The organism is Mycolicibacterium llatzerense, assembly GCF_025331195.1.
Lineage (GTDB): Bacteria > Actinomycetota > Actinomycetes > Mycobacteriales > Mycobacteriaceae > Mycobacterium > Mycobacterium llatzerense.
In genome coordinates this window covers 2,843,152-2,857,210 of the sequence record NZ_LXOV01000001.1, presented here as the reverse complement: position 1 = coordinate 2,857,210, position 14,059 = coordinate 2,843,152, and the positions used below count along the sequence as shown (strand labels likewise).

Below are 14,059 nucleotides of genomic sequence, written 5' to 3'. Positions count from 1 at the left end.
GGCCACCTGATGGCCGCCGAAATCGCGCAGCAGCCGCAGGTCTGGCGCCGGCTGCTCGACGAGGGCCGTGCCCCCATCCGCGCCGCCGCCGACCAGATCGCCGCGGCCGCACCGCGATTCGTGCTGTTCGTGGCGCGAGGCACCAGCGACCACGCCGCGCTGTACGCGAAGTACCTGGTCGAGATCAAACATGGCCTACCCGCCGGGCTGGTCTCCCCGTCGACGATGACGGTCTACGGCGCCCAACCCGACCTGCGCGATGTGCTGTACATCGCGGTGAGCCAATCTGGCGGGTCACCTGACCTGGTGTGCTCGGTCGAGGTGGCCCGCGCGCAGGGTGCGCTCACGGTCGCCGTCACCAACAACCCCGCGTCGGATCTGGCTGCGGCAGCGGCGATTCACATCGATGTGCTGGCCGGTGCCGAACGGTCGGTGGCCGCGACCAAGTCCTACACCGCCGAGTTGCTCGCACTGCAACTGCTGCTCGGCAGCAATGGCGACGGGGTCGACGCGTTGCCTGATCTCGGCGAGCAGGTGCTCGCCTCCGGTGACCTGGTGCGCGAGGTCGCGCAGCGCTACCGGTTCGCGCAACGGCTCATCACCACCGCCCGCGGCTACTCCTACCCCACCGCCCGCGAGGCCGCCCTCAAGCTGATGGAGACGTCTTACCTTTCCGCACAGGCATTTTCGGGTGCCGATCTGCTGCACGGACCACTCGCCACCGTCGACCCACAGGTGCCGGTGCTCGCGGTGGTTCCTGAAGGCGCCGGCGGGCAGGCCATGGCGCCAGTGCTGGAACGGCTGGCCGAGCGCAACGCCGATGTCTTCGGGGTCGGAGCCCCCGCGGCGCTGTCCGGACTGGCCGGCGGCATCGCGCTACCCAGCGGCGTCGGCGACGAGCTGTCCCCGCTGCTGGAAATCCTTCCGCTGCAACAGCTTGCGCTGCACCTGGCGCTCGCCCGCGGCGGTGACCCCGACCAGCCGCGGGGCCTGCGGAAGGTCACGGAGACGCTATGACACTGATCGCCGCCGGCGCGGTCGTGACCCCCGGCGGGGTGCACCGGCCAGGCTGGGTCGAGACGTCCGCGGGCCGGATCATCGACGTGGGGGCAGGCGTCCCACCTCGGCCGCCGGACCACGATTTCGCCGATGCGATCGTGGTGCCGGGCTTCGTCGACATTCACGTGCACGGTGGCGGTGGCGCTTCGTACACCGAGCCGGTGGCGGACGAGATCAGCCGTGCGGCAGCGTTTCACCGCCGCCACGGCACCACGACCACGCTCGCCAGCCTGGTCACCGCGGCGCCGGCCGAGCTGCTCACCCAGGTGCGTGCTCTCACCGCCGCGACCCGCGCCGGCGTGATCGCCGGCATCCACCTGGAAGGCCCGTGGCTCAGTGCGGCCCGCTGTGGCGCGCACGACGCCGGCCAGTTGCGCGACCCGGACCCCGCCGCGATCGACACACTGCTGGAGGCCGCCGACGGCGCCATCAGGATGGTCACGGTGGCGCCCGAACTACCCAACGGCCTCAAGGCCGTCGAACGACTGGCGGCAGCGGGAGTCGTTGTCGCCGTGGGCCATACCGATGCCAGCTATGACCAGACACGGGCCGCCATCGACCTGGGGGCCACAGTCGGGACGCACGTGTTCAACGCCATGCGGCCGCTGCACCATCGGGACCCGGGGCCGGCCATGGCCTTGCTGGAAGATCCCCGCGTCACCGTCGAGCTGATCGCCGACGGGGTGCACGTGCATGACGCCCTGTTCCGCCACGTCGTCGCATCCGCTGGTTCCGAACGGGTCGCCCTGATCACCGATGCCATGGCCGCCGCCGGACTTCCGGACGGCTCCTTCCGGCTCGGGGCGCTCGATGTGGAAGTCGAGAATGCGGTCGCGCGGGTTCGAGGTCGGTCGACGATCGCGGGCAGTACCGCGACGATGGATCGCGTTTTTCGCGCCGCCGTACACAACCCCGACGCCGACGCGGAGTTGATCGCCGCGGCTGCGATGACCGCGACGACGCCTGCGGAGGCGTTGGGATTGACCAGGGTCGGCCGCCTGGCGCCCGGCCGGACTGCCGATCTGGTGGTGCTGGACGCGGACCTGCAGGTGGCCGCCGTCATGACCAGTGGCGAGCTGGCGATCATTCGGGCGTCGGTGCCAGACGTTGCAGCACCTTGAGGAAGACCCGGCGCTCATCGGCGCTCAGTTCGCCGAGCCAGTGCTCCTCACCGCGCTGAATGTCTGCCTGCACCGCGTCTTTGAGGCGACGTCCCGACGCGGTGATCGACAGGAGGCGGACTCGGCGGTCATCGGGGTCGGGAGTCCGCTCGATGTAACCGCGGTCCTGCAGGTCGTCGAGCGTGCGGATGATGCGGGTCTTGTCGGCCCCGATCGCCTGCGCCAGCACGGCCTGCGATCGCATCGGGGTCTCGTCGAGTGTCAGCAGCACGACGTAGCCCCACATGCTCACGCCATGGGCGTCGAGCACCGGCTGCTCGGCGGCGATCAGCTCACGCAGCAGCGGCGCGAGCAGCGCGGCGAGGTCAGGTCGCTTGGCTGACATCCCATCATCGTAGGCATTGCCATATCGTATGCGTCTGCTTACGATAAGCTCATGCCTACATTATCCACCGATCTCCTCAGCAGTCACCGCGCGGCCGTCCTCGCTTCGGTCGACGTCGTCAACGCCATCGGCAGTTCCGACTTGGGACGGCCAACTCCCTGCACCGCTTGGAATTTGGCCGACTTGCTCGCTCATATGACCGTCCAGCACCGCGGCTTCGCAGCCGCCGCTCGTGGCGGTGGCCAGGATCTCGCCCTCTGGGATCCGGCTTCCGTTCGCGACACGCAGGACCTGGTCGGCGAATACGCCTCGGCCGCGCACGATGTTCTGGACGCTTTCGCCGCTGCCGATCCCGAAAGGCAGTTCGCACTACCGGAATTGGGTACATCGGTGCCGGCCGAGATGGCGATCGGCTTCCACCTCGTCGACTACGTGGTGCACGGTTGGGACGTCGCCGTCAGCCTCGGCATCCCGTTCACGCCGCCCGACGACGTCGTCGCCGCGGCCCTGCCCGTGACCCTGGCCGTGCCGGACGGGGACTTTCGCAACATGCCCAACGCACCGTTCGGACCGGCCCAGACCGGCGACAGCGCAACAGATTTCGATCGACTCCTGCGCCACCTGGGCCGCGACCCGCAGTGGAGTGCCTAGACAGTCGCCATCGGCGTGTCGCCTCTCCCTGGGACATGTGCGATCTGAAGCTGTCAGCATTGGCTGACAATGTCAGCCGAAGCTGACAACTCCCGGCGACACATATGCCATAGACCCACGCGGTGAAGATCGGTCAGGTGTGGCGCACCGATTCTTGAGCAGGTTGCACGCGCGACGTCAGCCCGAGTTTGTTGTAGACATGCGTGAGGTGGGTCTGCACCGTGCGGGGTGACACGAAAAGCCTGGTGCCGATGTCCTTGTTGGACAGCCCTTCGATGACGAGCCGCACGACGTCCAGCTCGGTCGGGGTCAGCGAGGCCCAGCCGCTCGCCGGGCGTTTACGCTCGCCGCGGCCCCGTTGTGCGTAGGCGATGGCCTCCTCCGTCGACAGCGCGGCGCCCTCGTCCCAGATCGATTCAAAATCGCTCTCGTCCAAGGCATTACGCAGCGCCGCAATCGAGGCGTCGCAGTCGGCTTGGTAGATCCGGAAACGGATCTCGCCCGTGCGTTGCCGCATGGCTGACGCTGCCCCGTAGAGCCGCACCGCTTCTCGATGACTGCCCGAGCCGGCAGCCAGTGCCGCCAGGCAGTCGATCACGTCAGGCACGCCCAGGTAGGCTTGAACCTCGACACCGCACACAAGTGCGGCGTGAGCATCGCGCACTGCCTGCCCAAATTGACTCTGCGCCAAGGCAACCCGTGACCGCAGCGTTAACGCCACCATCTTGTGCCAGCCGTTTGTGCTGCCCACGGCGTCATCGGCCAACCGAAGCGCCGTCGACAGGTCGCCCTGCGCCAGAGCCACCTGGACCATCGGGGCAATGAACGTCGCCGCGACGTCGGGTTGGGCACTGAGGTCCGGCCAGCCGCACCGACTGGCAGCGGCAGCCGCGGCTACGTCACCCGACGCAAGTGCCGCGTAGGCCGATGCCAGGTGGGCAACCCCGGGGTAGATACCGCCTGCCTGCACCGCAACTCGGACGGCCTCGGCGCCCACTGTGCACGCAGCGTCGGTATCGCCATGGTAGGCCAGCGCCTGCACTTGGCATTCCAGGGCAATTGATTTCACGACGACGTCGGCGCACGCATCGGCCTCGGCCGCCACCTGGCCGAACTGCGCGATCGCCTCAGTCAGCTCACTACGCCACAGGTGTACCCACCCGAGATAGAAGCGGCACATCCGCGAATCGAATGGATTTCCGATCGCATCCGCGACCTCGCGTCCTTCTTCGACTGCATTGCGCGCGAGAATCGGGTCTCCCGCGATGAATGCACCGAGCCCCTGCCAGGTGAGGATCTGGCCCAATGTCCACTCATCGCCGAGGGCACGGACGAGATCGATCGCCTCGGCGAAGTACGGCCGCGCCGTGTCTGTCATGAAACCGCTGGTGTACGCGCAGACGGCGAGAGCGCGGGCCAGCAGAGCCTGGTCCCCCACCTTCCGGGCCAGCGCCAGAGCCTGTTTGGCCTCGATCTGCTCGACACCCCACTCACCCATCCAGGCATTGATCAATGTCTTCTCGGCCAGCGCACGCGCTCGCACGGCTGCCGAGATGTCGGCGTCGTCGCGATCGGCTTCGGTGAAGGCGGAGTCGAACCAGGAGATCCCCTCCTGCAGCCGCCCACGACCCATCCAAAGTCGTTGCAGCGCTGACGCCAGCACCAATGCCAGCTCGGTTTCGGATTGTTCGCGACTCCACGCAAACGCCGCCCGCAGGTTGTCGATCTCCTTTTCGGCCTGGTCAAGCCGTGTGGCGTTGGTCGTCCTGTCCGCCGTGTCGAGCCGCATGGCCATGGCCGTGTAGTGGTCGCGGTGCCGCGCGCGGACGGCCGCGGCTTCGCCTGACTCGCCCAGCTTTTCCAGCGCGTACTGGCGCATGGTCTCGAGCAACCGATACCGCGTCCGGCCGCCGGTGTACTCAGCCACCACCAGCGACTTGTCGACGAGTAACGCGAGCTGGTCGAGCACCTGGAAGCGCTCCAGCTCGCCATCGGCTACTACGGCTTGCGCGGCATCGAGTTCGAAGCCACCCAGGAAAGCGGCCAGTCGGCGGAACAGAATCCGTTCGGGCTCGGTCAGCAGCGCATGCGACCAATCCACCGAGGCGCGAAGTGTCTGCTGGCGGCGCACCGCAGTCCGGGCACCACCGGTCAGCAGCCGGAAGCGATCATGAAGGCTGTCAACAATTTCGGTCAGCGACAACGCCCGGACCCGAGCGGCGGCGAGCTCAATTGCCAGCGGCATGCCGTCCAGACGCCGGCAGATCTCCGCCACCGCGGCGGCGTTGTCATCGGTGACGCCGAAGTCGGGGCGAGCGAGGCGTGCGCGATCGGTGAACAATTCGATCGCCTCGTCAGCCAGCGACAGCGACGGCACCTGTCGCGTCACCTCGCCCGGCACACCGATGGGCTCGCGGCTGGTGGCCAGCAGCGTCACCCCCGGGCACGCACCGAGGATCGCAATGACCAGCGCAGCGCACGCGTCGAGCAGATGCTCGCAGTTGTCGAGCACCACAAGTAGGTTCCGGTCACCACCAAAACGCAACAGCGCGTCCACGGTGGAGCGCCCCGGCTGGTCTGGGAGGCCAAGTGCGCGAGCCACGGCGGTGGGCACGACATCGGGATCGGTGATCGGCGCCAGGTCCACGTAGTGCACACCGTCACGACGGTCCGGCCCGGTGCGTGCCGCAACCTCGATGGCCAGCCGGGTTTTGCCCGCCCCGCCCGCACCGGTGAGCGTCACCAAGCGGCTGTCCAAAAGGAGCCGCGCCACGTCGACCAGCTCCTTCTCGCGACCGACAAAACTGGTGAGCCGAATCGGAAGATTGGTTACACCAACGGCTTTGGGCGTGCGCAGAGGCGGGAAATCGTTGTCGAGATCGGGGTGGCACAGCTGCACCACCCGTTCTGGGCGCGGTAGATCCCGCAGCGCATGAGTGCCGAGATCAAGCAGGAACGCGTCTGCCGGAAGCCGGTCGATGACCACGTCGCTGGCGGTGCCCGACAACACCGTCTGGCCACCGTGCGCGAGGTCGCGCAGCCGAGCGGTCCGATTGATAGTTGGGCCCGCGTAGTTGCCCTCGTCGCGCAGCTGAATGTCACCGGTGTGCACCCCGATGCGCAGCCGAATCGGTGGTACAGATTCCCGCTGAAGCTGCAGGGCGCAGCACACCGCGTCTCCCGCGCGGGAGAATGCGGCGACGAAGCTGTCACCCTCACCCTGCTCGACAGGTCGTACCCCGCCGTGGGTGGCGATGATGTCGGAGATCCGGCGATCGAACTGCGCCACCGCGGAGGCCATCTCGTCCGGTTGGGTCTCCCACAGCCGTGTCGAGCCCTCGACGTCGGCCAGCAGCAGCGTCACAGTTCCTGTCGGCAGCACGTCGCTCACGGCCAGATCGCTCCAGTTCCACGGCATATCCGCAGGTGAATCAATCTGGCTCATGCTAGCCAGCATCGCGCCGCGGCGGGCGCATTACATCAGCGCAAGCGCGTAGAAAAGCTCAGCTGTACTCGACCGTCACCGGTGCGTGGTCGGACCAGCGCAACGCATACGCTTCGGCCCGCTCCACGCGCGCCGCGACGGCTTTGGGCGCCAGCTTGGCGTTGGCCAGGTGGTAGTCGATGCGCCACCCGGCGTCGTTGTCGAAAGCCTTGCCGCGCCAGGACCACCAGCTGTACGGCCCGGCGACGTCGGGGTGCAGCTCACGCACCACGTCGGTCCAGCCGGCGGCCATCAGGTCGGCCAGCCACTGCCGCTCACTGGGCAGGAACCCGGACTTCTTGACGTTCGCCTTCCACGCCTTCAGGTCCAGCTCCGTCGCGCAGATGTTCCAGTCGCCACAGATCACGACGTCGCGACGCTTGCGGCTCAGCTCGGCCATGCGGGCGGCCAGCGCCACCATGAAGCGCTCCTTCTCCACCTGCTTGTCGGTCTCGGCCTCGCCCGTGGGCACGTAGACGCTGGCGACCGTCGCGCCGTCGGTGTCGGCCTCCAAATACCGGCCGTGCGCGACGAACTCACAGTCGGGGGTCAGCCCCACCCGCACCGCGGTGATCGGAGCCCGCGACAGCACCGCAACCCCGTTGCGGCCCTTCGCGTGCGGTTCAGCCGACGCCAGGTGCCAGCCGGCGTCCAGCGCCGGCGCCAGGGCCTGCGCGAGCTGTACGTCGTCGGCCCGGGTCTCCTGCAGGCAGATGACATCGGACTTGGTCTCGGCCAGCCACGGCAGCAGCCCGAGGTTCTCCTCGGAGCGTTCCTTGACCGCAGCACGGATCCCGTTGACGTTGATGGTGGTGACGATCACGATGCAGAACCCTAACGTCCCGGTACGACAGTGCACCCGGGGCAAGAGCGCCCCGGGTGCACGTCGTTCGATTTGCGACTACTCCTGAACGGAGTCCAGCGCCGCGTTGAAGGTGGTGCTCGGCCGCATCACGGCCGCCGTCTTCTCCGGGTCCGGCGCGTAGTATCCACCGATGTCGGCCGGGCTGCCTTGTGCCGCAGCCAGTTCCGCGACGATCTTCTCTTCGTTCTCGGCCAGCGTCTTGGCCAGCGGGGCGAACTTGGCGGCCAGCTCGGCGTCCTCGGTCTGCCGCGCCAGCTCCTGCGCCCAGTACATGGACAGGTAGAACTGGCTGCCCCGGTTGTCCAGTTCGCCGGTGCGCCGCGACGGGCTCTTGTTCTCGTCCAACAGCTTTCCGGTCGCGCTGTCGAGCGTCTTGGCGAGCAGCAGGGCCTTGGCATCGTCGGTCTTGTTGCCCAGGTCTTCGAGGCTGGCACCCAGGGCCAGGAACTCGCCCAGCGAGTCCCAGCGCAGGTGGTTCTCCTCGACCAGCTGCTGCACGTGCTTGGGCGCCGAACCGCCGGCACCGGTCTCGTACAGCCCGCCGCCGGCCATCAGCGGCACGATCGACAGCATCTTGGCGCTGGTGCCCAGCTCCAGGATCGGGAACAGGTCGGTGAGGTAGTCGCGCAGGATGTTGCCGGTGGCGGCGATGGTGTCCTGACCGCGCATGGCCCGCTCGATGGTGTGCCGCATGGCGCGTTCCTGCGACATCACGGAGATGTCGAGGCCTTCGGTGTCGTGGTCCTTGAGGTAGGTCGCGACCTTCTTGCGCAGTTCGTTCTCGTGCGGGCGCTCCTGGTCCAGCCAGAACACCACCGGCATGCCGGAGAGCCGGGCCCGAGTGACGGCCAGCTTCACCCAGTCGCGGATCGGTGCGTCCTTGACGACGGGCATGCGCCAGATGTCGCCTCCCTCGACGGCCGTGGTCAGCAGGACCTCACCACTGTCGACGTCGACGATATTGGCGACGCCGTCCTCCGGAATCTCGAAGGTCTTGTCGTGGCTGCCGTACTCCTCGGCCTTCTGCGCCATGAGGCCGACGTTGGGGACGGTGCCCATGGTCGTCGGGTCGAACTGGCCGTGGGTCTTACAGAAGTTGATGATCTCCTGGTACATCCGGGAGAACGTCGACTCGGGGTTGACGGCCTTGGTGTCCTTGAGCTTTCCGTCGGCGCCGTACATCTTGCCGCCGAGCCGGATCATGGCCGGCATCGAGGCGTCGACGATGACGTCGGACGGCGAGTGGAAGTTCGTGATGCCGCGGGCCGAGTCGACCATCGCGAGCTCAGGACGGTGCTCGTGGCACTTGTGCAGGTCGTCGACGATCTCGTCGTGCAGCGACTTGGGCAGCGTCGAAATCTTGTCGTACAGGTCCGAGAGCCCGTTGTTGACGTTGACGCCCAGCTCGTCGAACAACTTCTGGTGCTTGGCGAAGGCGTCCTTGTAGAAGATGCGCACGGCGTGACCGAACACGATCGGGTGGCTGACCTTCATCATGGTCGCCTTGACGTGCAGGGAGAACATGACGCCCGTCTTGTAGGCGTCCTCCATCTGCTCCTCGTAGAAGTCGATGAGCGCCTTCTTGCTCATGTACATCGAGTCGATGATGTCGCCGGCGTCGAGCTTGACGAGCGGCTTGAGCTCAATCGTCTTGCCCGCCTTGGTCTTCAGGACCATCTTGACGTTGCGGGCCTTGTCCAGCGTCATGGACTGCTCGCCGTGGTAGAAGTCGCCGGTCTTCATGGTGGCGACGTGCGTGCGGGAGGCCTGCGACCACTTACCCATGCTGTGCGGGTGCTTGCGGGCGTACTCCTTGACGGCCTTCGGCGCGCGACGGTCCGAGTTGCCTTCGCGCAGTACCGGGTTCACCGCGCTACCGAGACACTTGCCGTAGCGATCCTTGATCGCCTTCTCTTCGTCGGTCTTCGGGTCGCCCGGGTAGTCGGGCAGGTTGTAGCCCTTCTCCTTCAGCTCCTTGATCGCCGCGATGAGCTGCGGCACCGACGCGCTGATGTTGGGCAGCTTGATGATGTTGGTATCCGGGGACTGCGTCAGCCGGCCCAGCTCGCCCAGGTTGTCGGGGACCTTCTGCTCGTCGGTCAGGTAGTCGCTGAACTCGGCGAGGATGCGGGCCGCCACCGAGATATCACTGGTCTGGACATCGATGCCGGCGGCACCGGCGAAGGTGCGCACGACCGGCAGGAAGGCGTACGTCGCGAGCAGCGGCGCCTCGTCGGTCAATGTGTAGATGATGGATGGTTTCTCGCCACTCATGGTCACTCTCCCGGCGTCACGGACGGTACGTACGAAAATCTATGTCGAGTCCGGCGTCTGCACATGACTACGCGTTGGCACGACGGCTACGAAGTTACCGTGACCGGCGAGGCAAGCTTCCGGTGGTCCGGTCAGACACACACACAGAACTGGATCGATACGGACAGGCTGCGCGAACCGGACCGGCAGCGGCACGCCGTCTCCCGCCCATCGGACGGCACCAGCTAGCAGTTGCCGAGCCACTTGCGATACCCTCGAAACCGGTCATGAGTGCCAGCGTCAAGCCCCGGCTTGCTGGCCGGCAACCCTCCATCCGCGGTGGGGTGCCCCGGGAGACGACCAGGTTGAGCAGCCGCATACCGGCTGCGAGGCAAGCGCGGGTCCGCCACCACGGACCCGGATGACTGGGTGAGTGGAGGCATTCTATGTGTCGCTGTCCGTGATTCGCAGAGTCCGCGAACCCATTCGTCGTACCTAAAAACTCACAGGAGACACCCCTAACATGACCACTGAGGCCATCGACCCCACCGCAAGCTGGAGCTTCGAGACGAAGCAGATCCACGCAGGTCAGAGCCCCGATAGCGCTACCAATGCCCGTGCGTTGCCGATCTACCAGACGACGTCGTACACGTTCCGCGACACCGACCATGCCGCCGCGCTGTTCGGGTTGGCCGAGCCGGGCAACATCTACACCCGCATCATGAACCCGACCACCGACGTGGTCGAGCAGCGCGTCGCCGCGCTCGAAGGCGGCGTGGCCGCGCTGTTCCTGTCGTCCGGGCAGGCCGCCGCGACCTTCGCGATCCTGAACATCGCCGGCACCGGCGACCACATCGTGGCCTCGCCGCGGCTGTACGGCGGCACGTACAACCTGCTGCACTACACGCTGCCGAAGCTCGGCGTCGAGGTCAGCTTCGTGGCCGACCCCGACGATCTGGACTCGTGGCGCGCCGCGGTGCAGCCGAACACCAAGGCCTTCTTCGCCGAGACCATCTCCAACCCGAAGATCGACATCCTGGACATCCCCGGCGTCTCGGGCGTCGCGCACGACAACGGCGTGCCGCTGATCGTCGACAACACCGTCGCCACCCCGTACCTGATCCAGCCGCTGGCCCACGGCGCCGACATCGTCGTCCACTCGGCCACCAAGTACCTGGGCGGACATGGCTCGGCGATCGCCGGCGTCATCGTCGACGGTGGCACCTTCGACTGGACCAACGGCAAGTTCCCCGGCTTCACCGAGCCCGACCCGAGCTACCACGGCGTGGTGTTCGCCGACCTCGGCGCGCCGGCCTACGCGCTCAAGGCGCGGGTGCAGCTGCTGCGCGATTTGGGCAGTGCCCTGGCACCCTTCAACGCCTTCCTCATCGCGCAGGGATTGGAAACGCTGTCGCTGCGCGTTGAACGCCATGTGTCCAACGCGCAGAAGGTCGCCGAGTACCTCGACGGCCGCCCCGACGTCCTCTCGGTGAACTACGCCGGCCTGCCGTCCTCCCCCTGGTACGAGCTGGGTCGCAAGCTGGCCCCCAAGGGCACCGGTGCGGTGCTGTCATTCGAACTGACCGGAGGCATCGAGGCAGGCAAGGCGTTCGTGAACGCGCTGACGCTGCACAGCCACGTGGCGAACATCGGTGACGTCCGGTCGCTGGTCATCCACCCGGCGTCGACGACGCACCAGCAGCTGACCGCCGAGGAGCAGCTGGCCTCCGGAGTCACCCCGGGCCTGGTGCGCCTGGCTGTCGGCATCGAGGGCATCGAAGACATCCTCGCCGACCTGGAGCAGGGATTTGCTGCCGCCGGTTCGGTGGGGGGTGCCGACCGAAAGGCGGCCTTGGTGTGACGATTATCGACGTGCCCGTGTCTGACATTTCCGCAGCGCCGCTGCTGCCTGCCGAAGGCGAGACCGGTGTGGTCAACATCGGCTCGCTGACGCTGGAGAGCGGCATCGTGCTGCCCGACGTGTCCATCGCGGTGCAGCGCTGGGGCGAGCTGTCCCCCGCCGCCGACAACGTGGTGATGGTGCTGCACGCGCTGACCGGCGACTCGCACGTCACCGGTCCGGCCGGGCCCGACCATCCGACCGGCGGCTGGTGGGACGGCGTCGCAGGCCCGGGTGCCCCGATCGACACCGACCGCTGGTGCGCCGTCGCCACCAACGTGCTCGGCGGCTGCCGCGGGTCGACGGGCCCCAGCTCGCTCGCGCCCGACGGAAAGCCCTGGGGCTCCAGGTTTCCCGCCATCACGGTGCGCGATCAGGTGAACGCCGACCTGGCCGCCCTGGCGGCCCTCGGCATCACGCAGGTGGCCGCAGTCGTAGGCGGCTCGATGGGCGGCGCACGGGCGCTGGAATGGCTTGTGGGACATCCCGATACAGTGCGGGCCGGCCTGGTGCTGGCAGTCGGCGCCCGGGCCACCGCCGACCAGATCGGCACCCAGTGCGCACAGGTCGCGGCCATCAAATCCGACCCGAACTGGGCCGGCGGCGACTACTACCTGACGGGCCACACCCCCGACGACGGCATCCAGATCGCCCGCCGGTTCGCGCACCTGACCTATCGCGGCGAGAAGGAACTCGACGACCGGTTCCGCAACACTGCGCAGAATCATGAAAACAGTTCCGCCGACGGGCTTTACGCGGTCGAGAGCTACCTGGAGTACCAGGGTCGCAAGCTGGCCGCGCGGTTCGATGCGGGCACGTATGTGGCGCTGACGGATGCGCTGAGCAGTCACGACGTCGGGCGTGGTCGGGGTGGCGTCGCGGCGGCCTTGTCCAAGTGCCCGGTGCCGGTCATCGTCGGGGGCATCACCTCCGACCGGCTGTATCCCATTCGGCTGCAAGAGGAACTGGCCACGCTGCTGCCGGGTTGTCCGGGTCTCGAGGTCATCGAATCCGACTACGGCCACGACGGTTTCCTGGTCGAGACCGACAAGGTGGGCCTGTTGATCCGCCAGACGCTCGACTTGGCCTCCCAGTGACGGGCGAACGCTCGCTGTCCTTCGGGGAGCAGGCTGCTGCCTACGAACGGGGACGCCCGTCGTATCCGCCGGAGTCAATCAACTGGCTGCTGCCGACCGGCGCCGTCGACGTTCTCGACCTCGGCGCCGGTACCGGCAAACTGACCGTCCGGCTGGCCGAACGCGGCCTGACGGTCACCGCCGTCGACCCCATCCCCGAGATGCTCGAGGTACTCAGCGGGTCGCTGCCGTCGGTGCCGGCCCTGCTCGGTACGGCCGAGGAAATCCCGTTGCCGGACAACAGTGTTGACGCGGTGCTCGTGGCGCAGGCCTGGCACTGGTTCGACCCGGAGCGGGCCGCGGCGGAAGTCGCTCGGGTGCTGCGACCGGGCGGCCGGTTGGGTCTGATCTGGAACATCCGCGACGAGCGGCTGGGCTGGGTCAAAGAGCTGAACCGCATCATCGGCTGCGAACACGACCCGTCCGCGGATTCGCTGTGCGGCGGCTTCACCGACATCGAGACCCACCGGTTCGAGTGGACGAGTTACCTTACGCCGCAAGCGCTTCTGGACCTCGTCGCGTCCCGGAGCTACTGCATCACCTCACCCGCCGACGTGCGCCGGAAGGTGTTGGGCGAGGTGCGTGAGTTGCTGAACACGCATCCGGCGCTGGCCAGCAGCACCGGACTGGCGCTGCCGTACGTCACCCACTGTGTGCGGGCGACGCTGGCCTAGGCGCCCGGTTCGCCGGGAGCCAGGAAGCCTCCGATGACCGCGGTCCCCGGGCCGACGCGTGCACCAGGGCCGGGCACCGCGGTCGTCGACTGTGCCTCGAGTTCCCCACCGCATTCGGCACACACCGCCTTTGCCGTTGTGACACAGCCGCATTCGTCGTGCACCAGTAGCGCCGGGGGTCCGTCGTCCCCCGCTGCCCATTTGTCACCCCAGGCGAGCAGGGTCACGATCACCGGATAGAGGTCCCGCCCCTTGTCGGTGAGCACGTATTCGAAACGCGGTGGCGCGCTCTGGTATTGGCGCCGCTCCACGATCGCGTGCCGCTCCAGGTCATCGAGGCGAGCGGCCAGGACGTTCGAGGCAATGCCGAGATCACGGCGGATATCCTCGAACCGAGCCATGCCCGCGAACAAGTCCCGCAGTACCAGGGCAGTCCACCGTTGCCCCACCACGTCGAGCGCCCGCGCGATCGAGCAGGAGATGTCACCGAAGGACTGTTTGGACATTGCACGAGCCTAGTCCATTGCTTTC

Annotated in this window: 11 protein-coding genes and 1 riboswitch; of the genes, 6 read left to right on the top strand and 5 right to left on the bottom strand. The window is 67.4% G+C overall.

Going from position 1 to position 14,059, the window contains the following annotated elements; all coding sequences use genetic code 11:
* The first annotated feature begins 9 nt into the window (after nt 1-9).
* Both A7G45_RS14080 and nagA read left to right on the top strand, forming a co-directional pair.
* Complete coding sequence (locus A7G45_RS14080) at nt 10-1,017, top strand: SIS domain-containing protein (protein WP_260938188.1); 1,008 nt, start codon at nt 10-12, stop codon at nt 1,015-1,017.
* On the top strand, nt 1,014-2,180 hold the full coding sequence (nagA, locus tag A7G45_RS14075) for an N-acetylglucosamine-6-phosphate deacetylase (RefSeq protein WP_260937755.1): 1,167 nt from the start codon (nt 1,014-1,016) through the stop codon (nt 2,178-2,180). The genes A7G45_RS14080 and nagA overlap by 4 nt, the downstream gene beginning before the upstream one ends.
* Here nagA and A7G45_RS14070 read toward each other — a convergent pair.
* Nucleotides 2,143-2,565 (bottom strand): MarR family winged helix-turn-helix transcriptional regulator, encoded by a 423-nt coding sequence (locus A7G45_RS14070; protein ID WP_260937753.1) that lies wholly within the window; start codon nt 2,563-2,565, stop codon nt 2,143-2,145. The genes nagA and A7G45_RS14070 overlap by 38 nt on opposite strands.
* A gap of 51 nt (nt 2,566-2,616) precedes the next feature.
* Here A7G45_RS14070 and A7G45_RS14065 point away from each other — a divergent pair, with 51 nt between their 5' ends.
* Nucleotides 2,617-3,216, top strand: coding sequence for a TIGR03086 family metal-binding protein (locus tag A7G45_RS14065; RefSeq protein WP_260937751.1), 600 nt, complete (start codon nt 2,617-2,619; stop codon nt 3,214-3,216).
* 133 nt (nt 3,217-3,349) lie between these two features.
* Here the strand turns inward: A7G45_RS14065 and A7G45_RS14060 are convergent, their stop codons facing one another.
* The 3 genes from A7G45_RS14060 to A7G45_RS14050 form a co-directional block, all read right to left on the bottom strand.
* Entirely contained in the window at nt 3,350-6,607 is a 3,258-nt protein-coding gene (locus A7G45_RS14060) for a LuxR C-terminal-related transcriptional regulator (protein WP_260938186.1), read from the bottom strand.
* A gap of 112 nt (nt 6,608-6,719) precedes the next feature.
* The gene (locus tag A7G45_RS14055; protein WP_260937749.1) at nt 6,720-7,523 is read right to left on the bottom strand and encodes an exodeoxyribonuclease III; all 804 of its coding nucleotides are present in this window, start codon (nt 7,521-7,523) and stop codon (nt 6,720-6,722) included.
* A gap of 78 nt (nt 7,524-7,601) precedes the next feature.
* On the bottom strand, nt 7,602-9,839 hold the full coding sequence (locus A7G45_RS14050; RefSeq protein ID WP_260937746.1) for an NADP-dependent isocitrate dehydrogenase: 2,238 nt from the start codon (nt 9,837-9,839) through the stop codon (nt 7,602-7,604).
* 262 nt (nt 9,840-10,101) lie between these two features.
* A riboswitch (SAM riboswitch) is annotated at nt 10,102-10,222 on the top strand.
* A gap of 119 nt (nt 10,223-10,341) precedes the next feature.
* On the opposite strand from A7G45_RS14050, the gene A7G45_RS14045 reads away from it, so the two are divergent.
* The 3 genes from A7G45_RS14045 to A7G45_RS14035 are packed head-to-tail and all read left to right on the top strand — an operon-like array spanning nt 10,342 to nt 13,528.
* On the top strand, nt 10,342-11,679 hold the full coding sequence (locus A7G45_RS14045; RefSeq protein ID WP_260937745.1) for a bifunctional o-acetylhomoserine/o-acetylserine sulfhydrylase: 1,338 nt from the start codon (nt 10,342-10,344) through the stop codon (nt 11,677-11,679).
* 17 nt (nt 11,680-11,696) lie between these two features.
* Entirely contained in the window at nt 11,697-12,815 is a 1,119-nt protein-coding gene (gene metX, locus A7G45_RS14040; protein WP_377042017.1) for a homoserine O-acetyltransferase MetX, read from the top strand.
* Entirely contained in the window at nt 12,812-13,528 is a 717-nt protein-coding gene (locus tag A7G45_RS14035; protein ID WP_260937742.1) for a class I SAM-dependent methyltransferase, read from the top strand. Before metX ends, A7G45_RS14035 begins: the two co-directional genes overlap by 4 nt.
* Here A7G45_RS14035 and A7G45_RS14030 read toward each other — a convergent pair.
* Nucleotides 13,525-14,034, bottom strand: coding sequence for a winged helix-turn-helix transcriptional regulator (locus tag A7G45_RS14030; protein ID WP_260937740.1), 510 nt, complete (start codon nt 14,032-14,034; stop codon nt 13,525-13,527). The two genes, A7G45_RS14035 and A7G45_RS14030, sit on opposite strands and share 4 nt — an antisense overlap.
* Nucleotides 14,035-14,059: the final 25 nt, after the last annotated feature.